Source organism: Scytonema hofmannii PCC 7110, from assembly GCF_000346485.2.
Lineage (GTDB): Bacteria > Cyanobacteriota > Cyanobacteriia > Cyanobacteriales > Nostocaceae > Scytonema > Scytonema hofmannii.
On sequence record NZ_KQ976354.1, the window covers coordinates 8,026,775 to 8,049,328 of the forward strand.

Below are 22,554 nucleotides of genomic sequence, written 5' to 3' on the forward strand. Positions count from 1 at the left end.
GATCCCTGAGTTTAAATTTACTTATAATTTATCAATTTACCGTATTTTATATTAATTTAGATATTAATTTCGCATAGCCAGCTGTGAAAAGCAAGCAATTGTACATAAGTCTACATAGAATTCCTGACTTTCCTAAAGTTAATATTATGCTAATCTAATATTACGCAAACAAATTATTTACAATTATAAATTATACAGGGGAGGCTAGACATTGTCACAATTGCAAGCACAACCTCTGACTTTGTCAAACCCTCAAAAAGTTTGGGTGTTAGTTGGTGTCGGACTTGGGGTGTTCATGTCAACTCTTGATGTGGGCATCATCAATGTCGCTCTGCCTTCATTAGTTCAAACCTTTCACACTGACTTTCCTACAACCCAGTGGGCTGTCTTGAGTTACCAGTTAGTTAGTTCTGGTTTAGTCTTGGGGGCGACTCGATTAGGAGATATGTGGGGTAAAAAGTATCTTTACCTGGGGGGACTCATTATCTTTACCTTGAGTTCTTTGTTATGTGGTATGGCACCTGGGATTGGATGGTTGATCGGCTTTCGAGCATTACAAGGGTTAGGTGGTGTCTTCATTTCAGGGCTAGGTTTGGCGATCGTCACAGAAATCTTTCCTTCTTCAGAAAGAGGTCGGGCTGTTGGTATCATCGGTAGTGTAGTATCATTAGGAATTGCTCTAGGTCCTTCTGCTGGAGGATTGTTACTAGATTGGTTCGGCTGGCGGACTATATTCTTAATCAATATACCTTTAGGGATTGTCACTAGTTTTCTCATAGCCCGAGTAGTCCCACCTTCTGGACGCATCGCAGGTAACCAAAAATTTGACTATTTTGGAGCTATGTTGGCTGTGTTGACTTTGGGCAATTTTGGGATAGGCATGACCTTTGGGCAAAGTCAAGGTTTCAGCAGCGTTAACGCACTGGTGTTACTGTCGGTTGCCGTTCTAAGTTTTCTGAGTTTTTTAGTAGTTGAGTCTATTTTAGAACAGCCATTGTTAGAACTGAACTTGTTTCGTAATCTCCATTTGAGTATGGGTTTACTCACTGGTTGGTTAACATTCACTGTCATTGGTGGAGCACTACTCATTACTCCATTCTTTTTAGAGCGGGTTAAGGAATATCCAACAGCAAAAGTCGGACTATTACTAGCGGTGTCGCCTGTACTGAGTGGGTTAATTGCCCCACTGGCTGGTTTACTTTCAGATCGGTTTGGCTCTCGGTTAATTAGCTCGGTTGGGTTAGCGTTGATGATTGGTGGCTGTCTGGGGATCAGCACCTTTGATGCTCAACTGACTGAGTTGGGTTATGTACAGCGTTATTTCATTTACGGCATTGGACTGGGTTTATTCCAATCACCGAATAATAGTGCTGTTATGGGAGCAGCGTCTCGGGAGCGTCTCGGTATTGCTTCTGGGCTATTATCTTTGTCGCGAACCTCAGGGAATACCGTAGGAGTTTCTCTGATTGGGGCAGTCTTTGGAGGGTTAATCGCCAGTGTAGCCGCAGGTGCAGATGTATCGGTTGCCCCTCCTGTTGCGATCGTTACTGGGTTTCAAGGAACCTTTCGCTTCGCAGCCCTGATACTATGTATTGCTGCTATTGCATCTGTTTTGAGGTTTGAGAAGCGGAAACTTTAACATCTTCAAGATAAGGCTGTAAACATTTTTTCTCTGGTCAAACACTGATATTGAAAGTTTTAATTTATATATAAATGTGTTGTAAAAATCCTTGATTACACAACGTTGTAAAATGTCTCTGAATTCCTTGTGAGAAAAATCCTTAAATTAAAACATGACCAATCTGATAGAATACGAAAACAGTACCGATGAAGTGCGTGCAATTTATGATGATATCCGTGCCACGCGCTCCTCTGACTATATCAACAACTTTTGGAAAGCCTTAGCCAATCATCCTCCCACCCTACGGCGAACTTGGGAAACGCTAAAGGAAGTCATGGCAGGTTCTGGAGAAATAGATCCATTGGTGCGGGAGTTAATTTATATTGCGGTGAGCGTCACGAATGGTTGTGAATACTGCATTGCCTCACACACGACTGCGGCACGCGCTAAAGGAATGAGTGATGATGTGTTCGCTGAATTGATGGCGATCGTTGCTACCGCAAACATGACTAATCGTCTCGCCAACGGTTATCAAATTCCAGTTGACGACAAATTTAAGACATAGCAGTTTTTCTGTCTTGTCAAACTGCGATATGGTTTCGGTTCTCTACAAAATTAGAAGAATCCTCGTTGCGGCAATGGTGTGCCGTTAATTTCGTAGTCGCCGATCGCACGAGCCTTAAAGTGATTTGGATTATGTGAGGACAAGGTGCGGGCGTTGCGCCAGTGACGATCCAAGTTGGCGCTTTTCTTGGTTGTGGAAGCCCCACCAACTTCAAACAACAAGGTAGCCGAACGTAATGCCAAATCATCAACAATCAATTTAGCCTTGGCTGCACTGAGAGAAGTTGCCAATGCCTCTGCTGTTTCTGCCTCCTCTCCCAAGGCTTTGGCAGCAGGAAGGCGATCTAGACCATCAGCTGCTGCTAAAACAATTGCCTCGGCGGCAAAGGCATTGGCGGCAATCTGTCCAACAGTCTGCTGTATAATTGGATCTTCTGTTGCTTGCTCGCTTACGGCATGGTAGAAAGTTCGGGGTCTAGTACGGACAAGATCTGTTGCATCACGCAGAATGTTGCGAATAATGCCAGCGTTAATTGCTGTTAGGAATAATTGCGGAATGATGTTGTATGGCAGGTAGTCTTTGTCTGTGTCTGTCTCAAAAATGACTTCATCTGCCTCTACACGGACATTAGTGAATGTAGTCGTTCCCGTGCCTGTAAGTCTTTGTCCGAAGCCATCCCAGTCATCCACAAGGTCAATCCCTTCTTGTTTGGTAGGAATGAGTATAAAAGCTGTATCGCCATCGGGTACTAGCACACGCACGAAAATTAAGTCCGCATAAAGGCTACCAGTGCTGTAATATTTCCTCCCATTCAAACGATAGCCGTTACCATCGGGTGTTAATTTTGTATTCACGACTTGACCGCCACCAGCCCGCTTGACTTCTAGCTCGGTGAAAGCGAGTCCAATAATTGCACCATCAGCAACAGCCTTGAGCCATCGGCGATTCCTTTGAGTGCGATCGGAACGCAAAATCCGCTCTGTTATGGAGAAATGATTCCGCACAATGTGAGCGACATTTGGATCGGCATCCCCCAGTTTAATCACTACCTCAAATAGTTCCCGTGCGGTGCTACCACCACCACCTTCAGCTACGGGGATTCGCAATGCACCTAACCGAGAACGTCGGATTAATTCAACCACATCAAAAGGCAGGATACGATCGCGATCGCGATCGCTTGCCCCCAAAGCAATAAAATCAAAAAGCTGTTGGAGTTCCGGTGAATTTGCTCTCACAGGAGCCGAAAACTGAATTGTGGTATCTGCAAGTTTCTCTAGACTTTTAATCATGAGTTTCTATCTCCGAATATACTGTGGAAAATCTATGTTGGTGAATGATGAGGCAATTGCTATTTCTGGTTGACGCCATGGCACTACAAAGTTGAAGAATGTTTCCAGCCTTGAGGCGATTACATCTAGTAACATATTCAAGCCATCGACTGCACTCGACAAAAACTATTTCTCTGTAAGGGTTTTAGATGTATTTAAGTTTTCTTAAGTACCAAAAATTTACCGGATTACCGTAATTTTATACTCCCAAATTTTCCCTAAGTTGTCAATCTGTTTACAGTGCTACTTGATTAAAAGTAGTTCTTAACTGACTTCTTTCATCTGTCATGTGTTTGTAGTCATACCATAATTTGACAAATGCTTAAGGCTTAACATCTATTGGAGTAAAAGCAGCATACTGTTCAGCCGAGAGAGTCGCATCCTTAACGTTGATGTTCTTTGTGATAAATTTTTGCTGATAGAACAAGTCAGCAATCTTCTGCTGTCCTGATAAAACTTCTTCACCCAGGGGTCTGAGAGTGTAACGTCGCCGCTTTGCAACTAATTCCAATGTAGGAACATCAATTTTTGCTTCAGGTGAAATTAGTTCGGCAACCTCTCGCGGGTTGCTTTCAGCCCATTTACCGATATTGTTAATCTCTTCCAAAATAACTTTGACTAGCTCAGGGTGCTTTTTAACAAAGTTACGTGAACCTAACCAGTAGCCTCCTTGAGTAGTAATATTTTTACCATTGCGGAGAATACGAACTCTAGCAGTTTTTTGAAATACAGCCAAATGGGGATCGCCAATCACTGCCGCTTCAACACTCTTACGTTCAAATGCTGCACGAGTTTCTAATGGTGTAAGGTTAATGTGTTTAACATCACTAAGTTTTAGTCCGGCTTCTTCTAAAACCTTGACAACGAAGTATTGTTGTGCTGTGGCTCTTTGAAAAGCTAGTTCCTTACCTTTTAAGTCAGCTACAGTCTTGATAGGAGAGTCTTTCTCCACTACAACAGCAGTTCCTTCACCAGTACCAGGTTTAGTACTAGCAACATAGACGAAAGGAACACCAGAGGCTTGAGCAAAGATAGGTGGAGTTTCACCAACAGAACCGAAATCCACACTTCCTACATTCATTGCTTCTAGAAGTTGCGGACCGGCGGCAAATTTCGACCACTCTACAGAAATACCAAGTGGGTTTAAACGCTTTTCTAGAACTCCTTTAACCTTGACTATATCTCCAGCCGACTGATAGCCCATTTTTAATACTTTAGTCTTGATATTATTAGAGGCAACAGCGGTTTTCTCTGTAGTTTGTTGGCTACAACCAACTAGGTTTGTAGACAGGGTAAATACTCCCGTCGCTAAAAACATTAGAAAGCTGTGTTTTTTAAATATTGCTACCATATTAAAATACGGGTACGATCGTCCCCTTGTAGTTGGTGTTGATAAAATCCAGGACTTACGCATTGACAGAAAATTGACTATGTGCATTCAAGCCTACCTGTTGTTTAAGGTGTTCTAGAATGAAGTCACGAGCTACGTGAAGAGACAAATTTCTCTGGACTTCGTACCAGTTTTCAATTAACTCTTCTATTCTCATTAATTCTAATTGGGTAAAGGCGCGGATAGCACTAAAAAAGTGAGTTCTAATTGCCGCAGATGTCCTCACCATAAATCGCTCAATTCCACACACTTGTTTAATAGCTCGATGGTAGCATTCAATTCCCCAATGAATTGAATGTAATTCTTTAAACTCTGCCATAGATATTGAAAAAAGTGCATCGAGGTCAGGTACATACATGATGTAATATCTGTGAGCTTCGTTTTTGAAATCTCTCCGAAATACTTTCACTTGCCCAAACTTTTTCAGATACACTATTAAACCAGTTTCGGGAATTTCTAGATTTTGGACTTGGATAAAATTTTTACCATCGACTGAACAGGAACGATTTTTAGCTATCCCAGTTAAAAACCCTAATTCCTGGTTTTTTAGGAACTTCAAGTTTTTCTGACTGGAATACCAAGCATCAGTAGTCACTATCTTTGGCTCCAATCCCCACTCCAAAACCTCAGTAATCATTTCTCGTAAGTAGTCATTTTTTGTTTTACCATCTTGTTTGTTATAAATGCGATAATTTACTGGTACAGACTTACCCGACACATCGGTGTAATACAAGGTAATTAGCTGAATTCCTTTGACTGTACGATGATGCCGCTGGTATCTCTTTAATTTGAATGTTTTTGGGATTTTCAATAATATCTTTAGGACTCGCCGGACGGACATTTGGCTTGAGTTTGATAAACCCTGATTCTTCCAACACTTTTAAAGCGCGATGGGCATTGCTAACATCATCAGGGATTGTGACTAGAGCTTTATTAGGTACATCTTTAAGAGACTTATATTTTTTAGAAAAAATGCCCACTGGATTTAAATGAATTTGGGGAGTAAAAGCATACATCTCAAAATTATGTTTTTTGCCATAGTCTTTCATAAAAGGGATGTGTTGAAAATAGTTAGCATCAATTACCCCATCTTTCAAAGCAGTATTATTCTGCACAAAGTCATTGAAAGTAATAATTTCGATATCTAGCCCAGCGTCAGGTGCTAAATTCTTTTTGACAAACTCTAAAATTTCTCCAGATGGAACTGGTGTGACACCAACTTTGATTTTGTCTTTGGCTACAGTTGTAGTTGTATTAGCAGCTGGGGTTGCTGATGGATTTGCAGTTGTATTAGCAGCAGAACTATTTTGAGGTGAACTACAGCTAGAAAATACTGTAGAAGCCGCAAAGGATGTAATGGCTATTAAAAAGAATCGACGGTTAACATTGATGATATTCATGCGATCGCCTACTATAATCAATAAAAAATGAACAAATATTAATATTTTATAAATTACGAATTATCTCGATTTACCACTTTTGCTCGGAAACCCAGTTGTAATTTTTATCTTTAACATCAATTTTTTTAGGAATAATTTTGAGTTCATAGAAGGTATCTGCCATACGTTGTAATCCACTCAGAATTTCATCTGTTACAGGTAATACTTGACGTTTACCACCACGTTCTTCTACAGTTTCCATTGTTTTTAAATCAATTTTGTACAGCTTAGAAAGGAGTTTGGCTGAATCATGATAGTTGTTTCTAGACCAAATTCCAGCCTTTTCTAGCTCTTGTAAAATTGTCTTTTTTCTAAACTTCCTTGCGCTTTTAAAATATTCAACAGCACCATCCCTTTTTGATGCCCCATTTCAGCACTATTAATTTAGGGACTTGCGGTTTTTGTGCTGGCGCATCAGTTGAATTACTGGGAGTGCAAGCTGCGATCGCTAAACTCAGCCCCACACCAAGAGCTTTTTGGCTCAACTGCCAATGGGTTCATTACCCCGCAGTTGCCGTAAACAGGAATCCAAATCCCATAGCGTGGTTTAGACATAGCTTTCTAGAACCTTTGTAGTCAGCACTAAAACTTTACTTTTGTAGCTGTTTTACTACTATAAATCGCTCAATTTACAGTAGTATTTTATGAGATTATCGTACATGAGGAGAAAAAACAAGGGTATATCTAAAATTCTATATCTATCTATTTCTCACTTAATTTGGAGGTAAAAATGTCACAACCACGCTACGGTATTTGGGCACCTGTGGGCGGTAACTTCGGTCCTCTCAATACGCCAGATGAACCGATTGATGCTAGTTATGAACGCACGCGATCGCTAGTATTAGAAGCAGAACGTTTAGGATATGTCACAACCTTAGTAGCACAGCACCTTGCTAACCCCCGCAGTCTAGAGTTAGATCAGTTAGAAACTTGGACAGCTTGTGCAGCGTTGGCTGAAGCTACAGAAAGCATAGAGATTATCGCTGCAATTAAACCTTTATTATTTCATCCAGCCGTCCTAGCCAAGATGTCCTTAGGAATTGATGCTATCAGTCGCGGACGTTTTGCCATAAACCTAGTTAGTGCTTGGTTTCGCCCAGAAATGGAGCGTACCAATATTCCCTTTCCACCCCATGATGAACGTTATCGCTACTCTGGTGAATGGTTGCAGGTTGTAGTAGCTCTGTGGAGTGGTGAGAAAGTAAACTTCGAGGGAGAATATTTCAAAATTCAAGATTTGAACCTTCGACCCTTTTGTGTTGCTCAACCCTATTCTCGTATTTATCTAGGAGGAGCATCAGACTCAGCGCAAATTTTAGCAGCCCAACAAGCCGATGTTTATTTCATCAATGGTCAGCCAATTGAAGATGTCCGCAAAGTAATTAAACAAGTTTTCAGCCGACCCCGCTTCCTACCTCAACCAATCCGCTTTGATCTGTCAGCCTTTGTCATTGCCCGTCCCACAGACGAAGAAGCACAAGCAGAACTAGAACAACTCATGGCACTGCAAAAGCTCGAAGAACAGTATAAATTAAATGTTGTTAAAGGAGTTGACCCAGAAGCCGTCATGTTCCAACTCTTCGCCAAAAATCCAGCTGTTGGCGGCAATGGTGGCACAGCCGCAGGATTGGTTGGTAGCTATGATACAGTAGCCACTCGCGTTGCAGCTTTCGTTGATGCAGGTATCGATACATTCATGCTGCAATTTAATCCCTTTGTAAGAGAGATGACACGTTTTGCCCAAGAAGTTATGCCTCGTGTACGACGCTTGCAAAAAGTTGTTTAGTTGTTGAGTTTTTAACCAACAATCACCCAACAGAAGCCCGAGGAGTGCATTATCACCCCCTTGGATTGCCATTATCTATGCCTGATTCTACACGATCTCTTGTACAGTTAGAGCCAACTTTCTCAACTTTTTTGAGTTTTGAGAAACTGGCGGATAGTACTTTTCCCCAAACTTGTCCAATGGTCATAGACTCTTTTGGTTCATTTTGGAGAGCTTTGAACCAGAAAACCGCTACTTAGTCATAGCCGATCGCAATACTGGGCATTTGCCAAAAAGTCAAGATTCAGCGTATTTGGAAGGTTATCTCAAAGGAAGACCGGAAGGATTGGATGGGATCGTCCAGTTTTTTCCTTCCCTTGAGGCATACGTGCAATGGAAATTCAAAGATTCACAATCTCCAAAAACTTGAACCGATTCCCATCCAAATAGGAGAGCGAAAAATTTCGGGTTCTCCCTGACTTTTGATATTGTGTCATCTGATTTAAGTATATTACAGTAGAAAAGGAGAAAGAGATAAACAGTAAGAACAAAGATGATACTATCATTCTTTTCCATTTATCCCCTTCTCGCGTGAGGAGAAAGCGTAAATTATTTGTTAGATAGAGTAATATCGGTATCAAATACGCTTAGTGGATCGGTTAATAGCGCCTCAAAAATGTTGCGGCAAGATGATTTCCCCAGATTTCAGTAATTTTACTGTCTGCTTACTACCTGTTTCTGCTATCCATCCTACAGATAGTCCAGTTGGCTCGAGCAAATCTTCCAGCAAATTAGGCTTTCGGCTCAGGATAAATACTGAAAGGCTATGGGAATGAACACCAATGCGAATAGAATTAGTCATAACACGATCTCCCCAGTAATAAAGAGTAAAAGCATCTTCTATTACTAGTTAAGTACGTTAAGTCTATAGACTTAACGTATATTTATAGTTGTACTATGGCACAGTCCCGCAAAAAACACAAGACATCATCCAAAGCAAGACATTCTTCTATATTTAGTTAATCTAAAAGTTAGTATTACGTAATTTCAGGTTAACATATATTTTGTTTACAAAAAATTTGTATTTCGCCCAGTGTTATGTCACAATACAAAAGTAATCACCTGTTAATCGGTCAAGGAATAGTATTTTAAATTTGTCAAAGGATTTGCAGATTTAAAATTCTGAGAGTAACCTTCGCACAATTGGTAAAGCGAGGTTTTGTCAAATATATCTGCATTCGATGTCATGTGCTTTAATTTTGGGCAGTGTTCGCCACCGAGTATCTAGGTGTTAATCACATAATGAGTTACACAAACACAGGTAAATAATCATGACTATCGCACTGGAGCGTCCCAAGAAGAAAACACGTTCAGCAGAGATTCGCGCACAACTGGGGTATCCCATCATTGATACTGATGTACATACCCAAGAATTTCCCCCAGCATTCTTGGATTATTTAGAGCAAGTTGCTGGTAGTGCGATTGCAGAACGTTTCCAAGAACACTTACCTGGTTCATCCCGCTCTAAGTGGTTCAAGCAAACGTGGGAAGAACGTCGGGCTTACCGCACTACACGTCCTCCCTTCTGGACTCGTCCTACTGATAGTGCCTTAAATTTAGCCACCATTAGCTTACCAAAATTGTTGCATGAGCGCTTAGAAGAAGCAGGTACAGACTTTGCGATCGTGTATCCCAACTTGGCAACTATGGGTCCGCATATTAACAATGAAGAAATGCGGCGAGCAGTATGTCGCGCTGCTAACACCTACCACGCTGAAATTTTCCGTCCTTATGCTGACCGCCTCACACCAATTGCTTCAATTCCCATGTATACGCCCCAAGAGGCAATTGAAGAGTTAGAATATGCAGTGAAAGTTCTGGGATTAAAAGCAATTCAAATTCCCGGTCACATTCGCCGTCCAATTCCCGCCTTCGAGAAGTATGGCGAGGAAGTCGCGAATGAAGCTATCTGGATTGATACCTTTGGCTTAGATAGTAAATATGACTATGACCCATTCTGGGCGAAGTGCGTAGAACTGAAAGTTGTTCCCACTACCCACTCTAGTGGCATGGGTTGGATAAATCGCCGCTCCATTTCTAACTACCAATACAACCATATCGGTCACTTTGCTTCTGCTGGTGAAGCATTGTGCAAATCACTATTCTTTGGAGGTGTGACTTACCGCTTCCCCACTTTGAAGTTTGCCTTCTTGGAAGGTGGTTCGGCTTGGGGTACTAGCTTGTACGCCGATTTGATTTGGCATTGGGATACCCGTAATAAAGACCACTTGTTGGAAAATAACGATCCCGCCAAGGTGAATCGTGAAGAACTGCTAGAGTATTATATGCGCTACGGTGGCGAGCAAGTACACGGTCGTTTAGATGGACTAGGTAGTGGTTTAGGCTTCCATGCTGACTTGATATCTCCACTCGACCCAGGCGAACAGGATGAATTTGCACTAGCAGGAGTTAAGAGTCCAGAAGATGTGCGCGATCGCTTTCTCGATCGCTTTTATTTCGGCACAGAGTCAGATGATACCCGTGTAGCCCATGCCTTTAACCGCAAAGCCAATCCCTATGGCGTCCGGATTAAAGCCTTCTTAGGTTCTGATTCCGGTCACTGGGATGTACCTGATATTACTGCTGTGACTGCAAATTCATACTCCTTTGTCGAACGGGGTATTCTCACAGAAGAAGACCTGCGCTATTTCCTATCCATCCACCCATTAGAGTTGTACACCAGCCTAAACAGTGACTTCTTTAAGGGTACATCTGTGGAAAAAGCAGCTTCGGAGTATTTAGGGAATAGGGATTAGGGATTAGGGATTAGGAAAGAGTCTGACTAATACTTAGTACTCAAGCCCAACATATTAACAACAATTTGAACAATTAGGGTGAAATATCATGACTATTGCTCTAGACCGTCCGACACAAAAAACCAAGTCTGCTCAGATTCGGGAAAAACTGGGTTATCCGGTGATTGATACTGATGTTCATACCCAGGAATTTGAACCAGCAGTCTTGGATTATTTAGAGCAAGTTGCAGGAAGCGCAATTGTTGAACGCTTCAAAGAACATTTACCAGGAGCTTCTCGCTTTAAGTGGTATAAACAAACTTGGGAAGAACGTTTCAATTATCGCACTAACCGTCCTAACTGGTGGGGTCGTCCGACTAAAAATACCTTAAATTTGGCTACCATCAGCTTGCCTAAGCTATTACACGAACGCTTGCAAGAAGCAGGTACAGACTTTGCTGTCGTGTACCCCAATTTAGCAACTATGGCTCCAAATATTGGTAATGAAGAAATGCGAAGAGCAGTGTGCCGCGCACTTAACAACTATCATGCTGATATTTTCCGCCCCTATGCCGATCGCCTCACACCAATTGCTGCAATTCCCATGCATACGCCCCAAGAGGCAATTGAAGAGTTAGAATATGCGGTGAAGGTACTGGGACTAAAAACAATTCAAATCCCAGGTTACGTCCGTCGTCCCATTCCTGCTTTTGAGAAGTATGGCAAGGAAGTTGCAAATGAAGTGGTTTGGCTTGATAACTTTGGCATAGATAGCGAATATGATTACGATCCATTCTGGGCGAAGTGCGTAGAACTTAAAGTTGTACCCACTACCCACGCTTCTAGTCAAGGTTGGACAACTCAACGCTCAGTTACCAACGCTCAGTACAACCACATTAACCACTTTGCTTTTGCTGCAGAAGCACTGTGCAAATCTCTATTCTTCGGTGGTGTTACCCGTCGCTTCCCCACTTTAAAATTTGCTTTCTTGGAAGGTGGTTCAGCTTGGGGTGCTAGCTTGTATGCTGATATCATTTGGCATTGGGAAACCCGCAACAAAGAACATTTGTTAAAAAATAATAACCCCGCCAATATCGATCGCGAAGAACTGATGAGATTATATGCTCTTTATGGTGGTGAATTAGTGGATGGTCGCTTGGATAAACTAGGCAGTGGTTTAGGCTTCCACACTGATTTGATAGCTCCCTCTGAACCAGGCGAACTAAATGAATTTGCCGATGCCGGAATTGAGAAGCCGGAAGATGTTCGCGATCGCTTCTTGAATCATTTTTACTTTGGCACTGAATCAGATGATACCCGTGTAGCACAAGCCTTTAACCGCAAAGCCAATCCCTATGGCGTCCGGATTAAAGCCTTCTTGGGTTCTGATTCCGGTCACTGGGATGTACCCGATATCACCACCGTCACTGCTAACGCTTACGCTTTAGTAGAAGGGGAAATTATCACTGAAGAAGATTTACGCCACTTCTTGTCGATTCACCCATTGGAGTTGTACACCAGTCTCGATCAAGACTTCTTCAAAGGTACGGCTGTTGAGAAAGAGGCAGAAGAATATTTAGTGAGTGTTGGGCGTTAAGATTTCCAGTTAAGGGGCTTCCAAACAAAAAAATAATCAACTTTTTCTTGTGGTGCGGTGCTCACAGCCTGCCAATAGTAAGGGACGGGCGAGGACGCCCGTACCACAAGATTGAGTATTTTATTTCTTGGACATCCTAATGTGCAAATCAACTTGGCATCGTCGGTCAAACAGAATGTAGCGCCCCTAGTCGGCGTAATTCCGGCAGTAGCAAGGTCATGATTAACACAACAATAATCGTGCCAATTCCACCGCCAACGACAGCTAGAGTCGGTCCAAACAAAGCTGCTGCTAAACCAGATTCAAAACTCCCCAACTCATTAGATGTGCTAATAAACACGCTATTCACAGCCGAAACACGACCGCGTAGTTCATCTGGGGTACGCAGCTGTACTAAGGTGTGACGGATGACGACGCTGATGTTGTCAAAAGCTCCACTCAGTGCCAACATCAGTAGGGATAGCCAAAAAGAACGCGACAAGCCAAAGACGATCATTACTGCACCAAACCCAACAACTGACCACAATAAAGCAATCCCTGCTCTTTTCATTGGTGGTAGATGTGCCAAGGATACTGCCATTAACAATGCGCCAACTGCTGGTGCTGCACGTAACCAACCCAATCCAGTCGGACCAACTTGCAAAATGTCTTTAGCAAAGACGGGTAACAATGCCGTTGCTCCCCCCAACAACACAGCAAACATATCAAGAGCGATCGCAGCGAAAATGACTTTATTGTGCCAGACAAAATGCATTCCCGCGACTAAAGTTTTAAAAGAAGGTGTTTGCGGTGATAAACGAACAGTTTTACTGTAAGGGATAGCTGCAATTAAACCCATACAGATCATAATTAGTGCTCCGTCAATGATATAGATTCTAGTGGCACTTTTTTGTAGGGCGATGAGCGCTCCACTTAACGCTGGACCAAGTACAGCTGCTAGTTGAAAACCACTGCTATTCCATGTGGCTGCATTGCTAAATACTTCTAGGGGGATAAGTTGGGGTAGCAGAGCATTACTAGCTGGATTGTTAAAAGCTTTAGCAACACCACCTAAAAATAGGCAAGTAAAAAAGAGAAAAATAGAGCCGTGAGAATAAGAGAGGATTGCTAAACCAAAGGAGCACAAGGCAAGCATCAAATCGGTAAAGAATACAGTACGCTGGCGGTTCCATCTATCGGCAATATGACCTGCAGGTAATATCAGTAAAATTACTGGAATTACTTGTACCAAACCTACTCCACCTAAGATGAGTGCTGAACCAGTGCGTTCGTAGAGTTCCCAACCAATGGCTACACTCTGCATTTGAGTACCAAACAGGAGAAGGTTGCGAGCAATGGCAAAGAGACGGTAATTACGATAGCGCCATGCGGCATAAGGATCGTGAAGTTGTTGGGACATTCTAAATTGCTTTACAGTATAATTTGTTCGTCGAACAACCGACTAAAAAAGTGATTGACCAACCCACACGGGAGCTGGTTGACAGATTGCGTTAATCGATTAGTTTGTAATACTTAATGTTTGATTTACTAAATATTAGTATATAATAATTTGGTGATTAAGAGTACAGATTTTTTTGTATCTATTTAACTGACACTTAGATGAAAAGGCTTTAACCAAACGCAAATCAGCAAAAAGAAAAAAGCTTATGAGCCAAACACGCAAGTTTCGTTTAGGTGCGTTCATTCAAGCCACCGGACATCACGTCTCTGCTTGGCGACACCCCGATTCACAAGCAGATGCTGGTCTGAATTTCGAGCATTACAAGGAAATTACCCAGACTGCGGAACGCGGCTTGTTCGATGCAGTTTTCCTAGCAGATAGCCCAGGAGTCTGGGGCGATGCTCCAGAAACTCAGCATCGCAACGGTAAAGTCGTCCATTTCGAGCCGGTCACCCTCTTCTCAGCTTTGTCCTCGGTGACCCAAAATATCGGCTTTATTTCCACCGCCTCGACTACTTATGAAGAACCTTACACCCTAGCACGTAAATTTGCCTCCCTAGACTACTTGAGTAAGGGAAGAGCGGGCTGGAATGTAGTCACTACAGGCAATGAGAATGCCGCACGTAATTTCGGACTCGAGCATCACCCGGAACACAGCCAGCGTTATGAACGTGCTGAAGAGTTTGTGGAAGTGGTGAAAGGTCTGTGGGATAGCTGGGAAGACGATGCCTTCATCCGCGATAGAGAATCTGGTGTCTATTTCGATCCGAACAAACTGCATATACTAAACCACAAGGGCAAACATTTTTCTGTAAAAGGTCCTTTGAACGTTGGTCGTCCGCCTCAAGGCTACCCGGTGATCGTTCAGGCTGGAGCCTCGGAAGCCGGACGCGATTTGGCTGCACGCACTGCTGAAGTAATCTTCACCGCCAATCAAACCCTAGCCGATGCCCAAGAATTTTATGCTGATGTGAAAGGTAGACTGGGGAAATATGGACGCTCCCCAGACGATTTAAAAATCATGCCTGGTGCCTTCCCGATTATTGGGCATACCGAAGAAGAAGCTCAAGAAAAGTACGAATTCTTGCAATCGTTAATCCATCCTAATGTGGCCTGGAGTATTTTAAAGAACTATTACAAAAATGTCGATCTGTCGAAATATTCCTTAGATGATGTGGCTCCTGAACTGCCCAGCGACACCAACACCAACAAGAGTCGCCTCAAACTAGTCAGAGATTTGGCTACTCGCGGCACTCTGACACTGCGTCAGTTGTATCTCTCTCTTGCAACCGCACGAGGTCATCGCACCATACTTGGTACTCCCGAAACCATTGCCGACCAACTAGAGGAATGGTTTAACAACGGTGCGGCAGATGGCTTTAATATCATGCCGCCAATCCTGCCTACAGGATTAGATGACTTCGTTACCCTAGTCGTTCCTGTCCTACAGAAACGCGGACTGTTCCGTGTTGAATACGAGGGTAGTACCTTGCGTGAAAACCTGGGACTGCGCCGTCCAGGCAATTCTTTTGCCACCAAACAAGTGGATAAGACATTCGTGTTGGCGTAAGTAAATTACCTACTCTTGCCTGACAGGTGAGTGTTAGCAAAAACCTATAATTTTTTGAAGGAAAAAAACATGAGTGACTATAGCCGATTGAAAACCTCGCGCTCTGCCGCCGTCAAAGCAACCCTTGATTATCCGGTCATCGACACTGACGTTCACACCAATGATTTTACCCCAGATCTTGAGGATTACATCGCTAATTACGGCGGCGCAAAACTCGTGGACGAATTACGCAAGGCGGAATCCTCTCGTCTCAACTCAAAGAGCGGTGGTAAAGACTGGTATCAACAAACTCCAGAAGAACGTCAATACAACCGCACAATTCGATCGCCTTGGTGGGCGAGAGTTACCCGCAACACGTTGGATCTCGCGACTTATACCCTCCCAGAACTGTTCTATGAGCGTCAGGCGGAGCAGGGATCGGACTATTCGGTGCTGTTTCCGAACAATGTCCTCGCACCGGCAGGGGCAAGTCAAGAAAACCGTCAGGCACTGCAAAGAGCAGTCAATCACTATCATGCTGATATCTACCGCAAATATAGCGATCGCCTAACACCAGTGGCTGGCATCCCTACAACGACTCCGCTTGAAGCTATTGAGGAGCTAGAGTTTGCCGTGAAAACACTGGGATTGAAGGTAATTAATATCCTTGGTGGTGTGAAACGACCAATTAAGGCGATCGCTGATAAGTATCCGGCAGATAAATTTCCGGAAATTGTCAAGTATGCAAATTATATCGACTTTTACGGAATAGATAGTGAATACGACTACGATCCTTTTTGGGCTAAGGTCGTCGAACTAGGCGTACCTGTCACCACCCATTACGGTAGTCAAGGATGGACTGGACGCTCTTCCATCAGTAACTACATGAACAACCATATCGGTCACTTTGCTGACGGCTCGCAAGCATTTGCGAAAGCGCTATTCTTTGGCGGTGTGACCAAGCGTTTTCCACAGTTGCGCGTAGGTATGCTAGAAGGTGGTGCAGATTGGGGTGCTCACGTCTACATTCATTTAGTAGATCGCTTCTCCAAGCGCAATCTCAAGGCACTGCAAAACTACAACCCAGACTTGACAAATGCCTCCGAACTGTTCGATCTGTTTGAGCGCTACGGTGGCGAAATTACCCAAGGGTATTCCCTTAACAAAGAGGAATTGACCAAGAGTGTATTGGGTTCTTCCTTCACCCGTCATAGCCGACAGCCAATTGGTAGCGAATTGGAAGATTTTGCAGCGGCTGGAATTGAAACAATTGAGGATATCCGCGATCGCTGGGTAAACAGTTTCTTCTTTGGTTCTGAGTCTGACGATCGCACTATAGCAGCAGCATTCAACGACAAAGCCAATCCGTTGGGTGTCCAGATCAACGCGATCTATTCCTCGGATGTTGGTCATTGGGATGTGCCCGATCTTACCGCCCCACTCGCCGAAAGCTGGGATCTCGTGAAAGAAGGCGTCCTAACCGAAGCTGACTTCAAGTCCTATGTATTCGCTAATCCCTACAAGTTTTATACCGAAGCCAACCCAAATTTCTTCAAGGGTACGGCAATTGAATCCAAGGTAGGTAACATCCAATCTAAACAAGTGGACAAGAACCTGGTGGTAGCGTAACTCTCAAGAAACACATCCCATCGCAGCTTTATTTGGTAAGGGTGTTGCTATACGTACAAAGCCCACCCGAGTTTACCCTTGAGCACGAAGGGTGGGCTAAGCCAAATCAAGGGTTTCATAGCCCGCCGAGGCGGGCTATCACGATTGGCTAATGCGTTTTGCTGATGGTTACACAAAGTTTGTTGTAAAAAATTAGCAGGAAGGGTAAAATGCCCATTGGTAATAGCATTACGTAAAAAGCATTATGAGTATTAAAGTTCTTTGACAAAAAACCGATGGTTGATACACCATTAGCTATACCAACTTGTGAAGAAATCACAATAATTCCACTCATGGTACTGTGACGAACTTTAGGTAGATGACTAAATTTCCAGCTATAACTTCATCAACACCATTGTTAACTACTAACTGCAGAATAACAATACTCAAACTACTTGTAAATATAGAAAGTACAAAGTAGTTTAAGTATAATATTGTCTGAATTTTAAAAATTGACATCGGTTCAGTCCTTGAAATTTTTGAGAACCGCAGATGAACGCAGACAAACGCAGATAAATCTGTATTTCATTCAAGTGAGAACCGCTGTATTAATGTTCGCAGCTTATGACCAAGCGCGATAAGCCGGGTACGGCTTGCGCTTCGCGAACGTATTGCACGGGCCAAACTTTATCCTGTCCTAACTTTTTAGCAGCATCAGATGCCCAGTATGGATTGCGTAGAAACTCCCGCCCTATCAAAACAATATCGGCTTGACTCGTGCGGATAATATGGTCGGCTTGTTCTGGAGTTGAAATCAAACCCACAGTCCCAGTCAAAATATTTGCTTCATTGCGGATTCTCGAAGCAAACTGAGTTTGATAACCAGCACCAAAGGGAATTTTTATGTTTGGTAAAGTACCGCCACTCGAACAATCAATCAAATCTACGCCTAGCGATCTGAGTTTATCCGCAAGCGCTATACTTTGCTCGATGTCCCAACCATTTTCAGCCCAATCGGTTGCCGATATTCGTACCCACAAGGGGTATCCTTCTGGTAAAACTGCTCGTATTGATCGCACAACTTCTCTTAGCAGACGAGTACGGTTTTCAAAACTACCTCCATAGTCATCGTTGCGGTGGTTACTGAGAGGCGAGAGGAACTGGTGCAAGAGGTAGCCGTGAGCAGCATGAATTTCAATCACCTTGAACCCTGCTTCAAGAGAACGTTTGGCGGCTTGTACGAAAGCCGTGGTAATTTCTTGAATTCCAACAAGATCTAAGGCTTCAGGAACGGGATGATTTTCACTAAAAGCGTTCGCACTACTAGAAACGACAGGACGCCAACCACCGTTGGATTCATCTAATATTTTTCGCTCGAACCAAGGTGCTGCAGTGCTGGCTTTTCTCCCTGCATGAGCCAGTTGAATACCCGCGAACGCTCCTGAATTGTGAATAACAGTCACAATTTTAGCAAGCTCTTCAATATGTCCGTCTGACCAAATCCCTAAATCTTGTGAACTAATACGTCCGCGTGGTTCTACCGCCGCCGCTTCTGTAAAAACTATACCCGCACCGCCAACTGCACGACTTACCAGATGAACCAAATGCCAATCATTAGCATAACCATCTGTACTGGAATATTGACACATTGGTGAGACCGCAATGCGATTGCGAAAAGTGACTGTACCAATAGTGAGTGGTTCAAATATATGTGCCATCTTTATCTTTCTAATACAAGATATCTATATGTAGTGGTTTGGGATTTTTCATATCTCCCTTATATAATACTATATATCTACCTAATTACCGTTTTTTCAGTTAAGTAGGTTTTTTTACTAACGTACTTCGAGATCTAAAAATATGGCTCATGCGTGTTGTGGTCCCGGTTACGCTTCTCCCGAAGCAGCAATAAAAGCAGATCGTGAAAAAATACTCTATACAATTGCACTTTATACGGGTACAAATATTCAAGAGCCAGATTATTTAGCAACTGTAGACGTTGACCCTAATTCCCCAACTTATTCCCAAGTTATTCATCGCCTGCCAATGCCTTACATTGGTGACGAACTACACCACTTTGGTTGGAATGCATGTAGTTCTTGTCACGGCGACACTAGTAAATCCCGGCGCTTTTTAGTGGTTCCTGGTCTACGCTCTAGCAGAATTTACATTATTGATACAGCAGATGTCAAAGCGCCAAAACTTCATAAAATCATTGAACCCGAACAAATCAAAGAAAAAACCAACCTCACCGCCCCCCATACCGTACACTGTCTGGCTGATAGTCACGTCATGATTTCAATGTTGGGTAACAGCGAGGGGAATGGTCCGGTGGTTTTTTGTTATTAGACGAAAATTTTGACATTGCTGGACGGTGGGAACACAAAGCTGATGGTATGCGCTTTAATTATGACTTTTGGTATCAGCCCCGTCATAATGTTATGGTGAGTAGTGAGTGGGGCGCACCCAAAACGTTTTATCCCGGCTTCGATCTTAACGATGTGACGGCGGGAAATTACGGTCATCAATTGCATTTTTGGGATTGGTCTCAACACGAAATTATTCAAAGCGTTGACTTAGGTGAAGAAGGGTTAATTCCTTTGGAAGTCCGGTTTCACCATAACCCTGATAGCACTCACGGGTTTGTCGGTGCAGCACTGAGTAGCAACGTCTGGCATTGGCACAAGTCTAACGTTCATTGGGAAGCAAAGAAAGTCATTGACATTCCATCACAAGAGGTGGAAGGTTGGCCAATTCCCGTACCCTCGTTGATTACCGATATTTTACTTTCAATGGACGATCGCTATATCTACTTCTCCAACTGGCTACACGGAGATATTCGTCAATATGATATCACCGATCCTTTCGCTCCCAAACTCACAGGGCAAGTTTGGTGCGGTGGCTTACTCGGTAAAAGTAGTGAGGTTCAGGGCAAAAAGCCAGTTGGTGGACCGCAGATGCTGCAACTCAGTCTTGATGGTAAACGGCTGTATGTCACTAACTCCCTATTTAGTACCTGGGATAATCAGTTTTATCCTGACTTATCCAAAGATGGTTCATACTTATTGCAAGTTGACTGCGACACTGAAAACGGAGGATTGAAAATCAACGAGAACTTTTACGTTGACTTTGGCAAAGAACCAAAAGGTGCATCCCGCGCTCATGAGATGCGTTATCCTGGTGGCGATTGTACTTCCGATATTTGGGTTTGAAAATCTCAACCATTGCTCAGATGATTTGCAGGCTTATCAGAGGTGGAGTTAGAAGCTTAGGGAATTCAATTATTTGAGGAGCTTTATACGATATTTTCATCCCAAAGCCAGCAAGAGTTTCATAAGTCTACAAATACTCAAAGTGATAAAACAGGAGGAAATATGACATCTGAAAATCAGGATGTAACCACAACAAAAACGTCAGCAGAAACAAATAAGAGATTGAACCAAGGACATCTCAAAACACTTGAGGAAGTGATTCAATTTAATCCCGAAGCATATGTGAAACGACCAATTTTCAACACAGAGACGCTGCAATTTGGTATGTATTGTCTTGAACCAGGACAAATCAATCCTCTACATCAGCATCCTCAAACTAGTGAAATTTGCTACTTTGTTCAAGGTACAGGAGAAGTTGTTATCGGAGATGAAGTCGCCTTTGTACAACCCGGAGTATCGATTCACGTCCCTGAAGCCGTGCGTCACGAAATCAGAAATACAGGAACCGAGCAAATGCTTGTAGTTGTAGTTCAATCGCCGCTTCCGTGCAAAACTGAACGAATTACCCCTTAACTTCTTCAAATAGAACCATGATTTTTTCATTACTGATCTGCGTGCATCTGCGTTCATCTGCGGTTCCTTAATTATTTAATATTAAATTTTCGGGCTTCACTACACCGTAATAGCGTCCCCTGGCGAGCAGTTTCAATTTTTTCTAGCGCATCCCGGTAGTTTAGAAACTGTCCCAAGGCGGTATGAAATTATGAAACATTGGACGGACTAATAAAACTGGCAATGGATATTCTTTCAGGGAAACAAAATATTTAGAAATGGGGAGCGATAAGCGAAGCCGCTCCGTCACCAGAGCGACTTAGTTTAATGCTCTTCTCCCTTTGTGCAAAACTTTTCTTTAAGCCGTTTCCTCTTTTTCTTTTGGCTTAACTTCAAAAATTTTGATGCCTGCTTCATGCACCTCAAATCCCTCTTCGGTTAACTTGCCTAATTTTCCAGAAATGTTGCCTGCATACTTTGGGTAAGTAGCAGCTGCCTCACACGCCTTTCTGTAGGATTTAGCATTCAGCAGAACGATAAACTTATTGCTGTTTTCGTCCGACAAAACCATCTTCACTTTTTTATCTGGTGCGGGATCGGCTGACGGAATTTCATTGAATTTGAGTGTGATTTCAGAACGCACGTTCTTACCCTTTTCTTGAGTTCTCTTTATTGATTCAACGACTATTGACTATTCTAAAATTAGACCATAGCTTGAGCGGATACTCTCAAAAATTTAACAGTTAATAAGGTTTGAGTAGTGGTTGTACTTTCTACTGTTGAGCTGCCAGCCAGCCCCGAACGGATTGCCGGAGTTGTCTTGGTGGTGTTATGTGTTTCCCTGTTGACGGAAGCAAAGCGATGAGTTTAATTTGCTCTGTAGGCTTTTGGTGTGATGCCTGTGAGTTGGCGAAACTGTTTACTTAAATGACTATGGCTATTGAATCCACACAGAAAGGCAATATCCATGATGGAACGGATGCAAGTCCGCGTGGTGAGCGATCGCACTCTCGCCGCATGACCAGAGAATTTGTTGAACAATGGAAACAAACTCATCCCAACGATACCGTCACCTATCGGGATATTGGTCGCAATCCCATTCCCCACGTCGATGAACCCTGGATTGCCGCTGCATTCTCGCCACCGGAGCAACACACGCCTGAACTGCGCGAAGCAATTCGCCTCAGTGATCGACTCGTAGATGAATTCCTAGAGGCTGATGTTTACGTCATCGGCATTCCCATGTACAACTTTAGCATTCCTAGTGGATTCAAGGCGTATATCGACCAGATTGTGAGAATCGGACGAACCGTTGCCTATGAACCGAATGATGTTGCCGATGTTTACAAGCCGCTGGTACTGGGCAAAAAAATGTTCATCATCGAAGCACGGGGGGATTCTGGCTTTGAACCTGGTGGGCGGTACGAGAAAATGAACCACCACGATCCTTACCTGACCACCGTTTTCGGGTTTATGGGCATAATTCTTCCGGTTTCTGCATTTGATACACGAGTAGCGTTCCTGCTACCCGCGCTAAGGTCAGTGGTTCGCACCGGATGCCACCGAGCAGAAGACTGGCATCTTGATACAGCCGTTCTGCTGCTACCTCATCCAGTGGTTGCCCCATTTGCGAAGCAATTTCTTGTAAGCTTTGTTGAATCGATAGCTGAATATCTGGTGGAAAAGAATCGT

General features: G+C 43.2%; 19 protein-coding genes and 3 pseudogenes. 11 read left to right on the forward strand and 11 right to left on the reverse strand.

Annotation, left to right across the window (positions count from 1 at the left end):
- The first annotated feature begins 211 nt into the window (after window positions 1-211).
- Together WA1_RS33825 and WA1_RS33830 are read left to right on the forward strand one after the other, a co-directional pair.
- Entirely contained in the window at window positions 212-1,639 is a 1,428-nt protein-coding gene (locus tag WA1_RS33825) for an MFS transporter (protein WP_017743617.1), read from the forward strand.
- 154 nt (window positions 1,640-1,793) lie between these two features.
- On the forward strand, window positions 1,794-2,186 hold the full coding sequence (locus WA1_RS33830; RefSeq protein ID WP_017743616.1) for a carboxymuconolactone decarboxylase family protein: 393 nt from the start codon (window positions 1,794-1,796) through the stop codon (window positions 2,184-2,186).
- Window positions 2,187-2,236: 50 nt separating this feature from the next.
- Here WA1_RS33830 and WA1_RS33835 read toward each other — a convergent pair whose 3' ends face one another.
- The 6 genes and pseudogenes from WA1_RS33835 to WA1_RS60545 form a co-directional block, all read right to left on the reverse strand.
- A complete protein-coding gene (locus tag WA1_RS33835; protein WP_017743615.1) occupies window positions 2,237-3,475 on the reverse strand; it encodes an acyl-CoA dehydrogenase family protein in 1,239 nt (412 codons plus the stop codon).
- A 361-nt stretch (window positions 3,476-3,836) separates the two neighbouring features.
- Complete coding sequence (locus tag WA1_RS33840) at window positions 3,837-4,865, reverse strand: aliphatic sulfonate ABC transporter substrate-binding protein (protein ID WP_026134669.1); 1,029 nt, start codon at window positions 4,863-4,865, stop codon at window positions 3,837-3,839.
- A 55-nt stretch (window positions 4,866-4,920) separates the two neighbouring features.
- A pseudogene (locus WA1_RS33845) lies at window positions 4,921-5,682 on the reverse strand (IS701 family transposase); the annotation flags it as partial.
- Window positions 5,612-6,304: a MetQ/NlpA family ABC transporter substrate-binding protein gene (locus WA1_RS33850; protein WP_066613108.1), complete on the reverse strand. Its 693-nt coding sequence runs from the start codon at window positions 6,302-6,304 to the stop codon at window positions 5,612-5,614. The gene WA1_RS33850 and the pseudogene WA1_RS33845, both read right to left, overlap by 71 nt.
- A gap of 70 nt (window positions 6,305-6,374) precedes the next feature.
- Window positions 6,375-6,545 carry a hypothetical protein gene (locus WA1_RS57455; RefSeq protein WP_017743612.1) on the reverse strand — a complete coding sequence of 57 codons (171 nt, stop codon included), beginning with the start codon at window positions 6,543-6,545 and terminating at the stop codon, window positions 6,375-6,377.
- A 221-nt stretch (window positions 6,546-6,766) separates the two neighbouring features.
- Complete coding sequence (locus WA1_RS60545; protein ID WP_272819293.1) at window positions 6,767-6,898, reverse strand: hypothetical protein; 132 nt, start codon at window positions 6,896-6,898, stop codon at window positions 6,767-6,769.
- A 175-nt stretch (window positions 6,899-7,073) separates the two neighbouring features.
- Here WA1_RS60545 and WA1_RS33860 point away from each other — a divergent pair, with 175 nt between their 5' ends.
- Together WA1_RS33860 and WA1_RS33865 are read left to right on the forward strand one after the other, a co-directional pair.
- The gene (locus WA1_RS33860; protein ID WP_017743610.1) at window positions 7,074-8,129 is read left to right on the forward strand and encodes an LLM class flavin-dependent oxidoreductase; all 1,056 of its coding nucleotides are present in this window, start codon (window positions 7,074-7,076) and stop codon (window positions 8,127-8,129) included.
- Window positions 8,130-8,334: 205 nt separating this feature from the next.
- A complete protein-coding gene (locus WA1_RS33865) occupies window positions 8,335-8,538 on the forward strand; it encodes a hypothetical protein (RefSeq protein ID WP_201789136.1) in 204 nt (67 codons plus the stop codon).
- Between the two features lie 240 nt (window positions 8,539-8,778).
- Here the strand turns inward: WA1_RS33865 and WA1_RS33870 are convergent, their stop codons facing one another.
- Window positions 8,779-8,970, reverse strand: coding sequence for a hypothetical protein (locus WA1_RS33870; RefSeq protein ID WP_017743608.1), 192 nt, complete (start codon window positions 8,968-8,970; stop codon window positions 8,779-8,781).
- 469 nt (window positions 8,971-9,439) lie between these two features.
- Here WA1_RS33870 and WA1_RS33875 point away from each other — a divergent pair, with 469 nt between their 5' ends.
- Window positions 9,440-10,924 carry an amidohydrolase family protein gene (locus tag WA1_RS33875; RefSeq protein WP_017743607.1) on the forward strand — a complete coding sequence of 495 codons (1,485 nt, stop codon included), beginning with the start codon at window positions 9,440-9,442 and terminating at the stop codon, window positions 10,922-10,924.
- A gap of 88 nt (window positions 10,925-11,012) precedes the next feature.
- Window positions 11,013-12,500 carry an amidohydrolase family protein gene (locus tag WA1_RS33880; RefSeq protein ID WP_017743606.1) on the forward strand — a complete coding sequence of 496 codons (1,488 nt, stop codon included), beginning with the start codon at window positions 11,013-11,015 and terminating at the stop codon, window positions 12,498-12,500.
- 166 nt (window positions 12,501-12,666) lie between these two features.
- Here WA1_RS33880 and WA1_RS33885 read toward each other — a convergent pair whose 3' ends face one another.
- Window positions 12,667-13,899, reverse strand: coding sequence for an MFS transporter (locus tag WA1_RS33885; RefSeq protein ID WP_017743605.1), 1,233 nt, complete (start codon window positions 13,897-13,899; stop codon window positions 12,667-12,669).
- Window positions 13,900-14,146: 247 nt separating this feature from the next.
- On the opposite strand from WA1_RS33885, the gene WA1_RS33890 reads away from it, so the two are divergent.
- Window positions 14,147-15,511 (forward strand): LLM class flavin-dependent oxidoreductase, encoded by a 1,365-nt coding sequence (locus tag WA1_RS33890; RefSeq protein ID WP_017743604.1) that lies wholly within the window; start codon window positions 14,147-14,149, stop codon window positions 15,509-15,511.
- A 69-nt stretch (window positions 15,512-15,580) separates the two neighbouring features.
- Window positions 15,581-17,119 carry an amidohydrolase family protein gene (locus tag WA1_RS33895; RefSeq protein ID WP_017743603.1) on the forward strand — a complete coding sequence of 513 codons (1,539 nt, stop codon included), beginning with the start codon at window positions 15,581-15,583 and terminating at the stop codon, window positions 17,117-17,119.
- A 587-nt stretch (window positions 17,120-17,706) separates the two neighbouring features.
- Here WA1_RS33895 and WA1_RS33905 read toward each other — a convergent pair.
- Entirely contained in the window at window positions 17,707-18,816 is a 1,110-nt protein-coding gene (locus WA1_RS33905) for an NADH:flavin oxidoreductase/NADH oxidase (RefSeq protein WP_017743600.1), read from the reverse strand.
- A gap of 142 nt (window positions 18,817-18,958) precedes the next feature.
- On the opposite strand from WA1_RS33905, the pseudogene WA1_RS33910 reads away from it, so the two are divergent.
- Both WA1_RS33910 and WA1_RS33915 read left to right on the forward strand, forming a co-directional pair.
- A pseudogene (locus tag WA1_RS33910) lies at window positions 18,959-20,310 on the forward strand (selenium-binding family protein).
- 162 nt (window positions 20,311-20,472) lie between these two features.
- Window positions 20,473-20,883: a cupin domain-containing protein gene (locus WA1_RS33915; protein WP_017743599.1), complete on the forward strand. Its 411-nt coding sequence runs from the start codon at window positions 20,473-20,475 to the stop codon at window positions 20,881-20,883.
- A gap of 337 nt (window positions 20,884-21,220) precedes the next feature.
- Here WA1_RS33915 and WA1_RS33920 read toward each other — a convergent pair whose 3' ends face one another.
- Both WA1_RS33920 and WA1_RS53670 read right to left on the reverse strand, forming a co-directional pair.
- Window positions 21,221-21,505, reverse strand: a complete 285-nt coding sequence (locus WA1_RS33920; protein WP_017743598.1) for a hypothetical protein — start codon at window positions 21,503-21,505, stop codon at window positions 21,221-21,223.
- Between the two features lie 224 nt (window positions 21,506-21,729).
- The gene (locus WA1_RS53670) at window positions 21,730-21,831 is read right to left on the reverse strand and encodes an AraC family transcriptional regulator (protein WP_419183601.1); all 102 of its coding nucleotides are present in this window, start codon (window positions 21,829-21,831) and stop codon (window positions 21,730-21,732) included.
- On the opposite strand from WA1_RS53670, the pseudogene WA1_RS33925 reads away from it, so the two are divergent.
- Window positions 21,796-22,344, forward strand: a pseudogene (locus tag WA1_RS33925) (FMN-dependent NADH-azoreductase); the annotation flags it as partial. The gene WA1_RS53670 and the pseudogene WA1_RS33925 sit on opposite strands and share 36 nt — an antisense overlap.
- Between the last annotated feature and the right edge of the window lie 210 nt (window positions 22,345-22,554).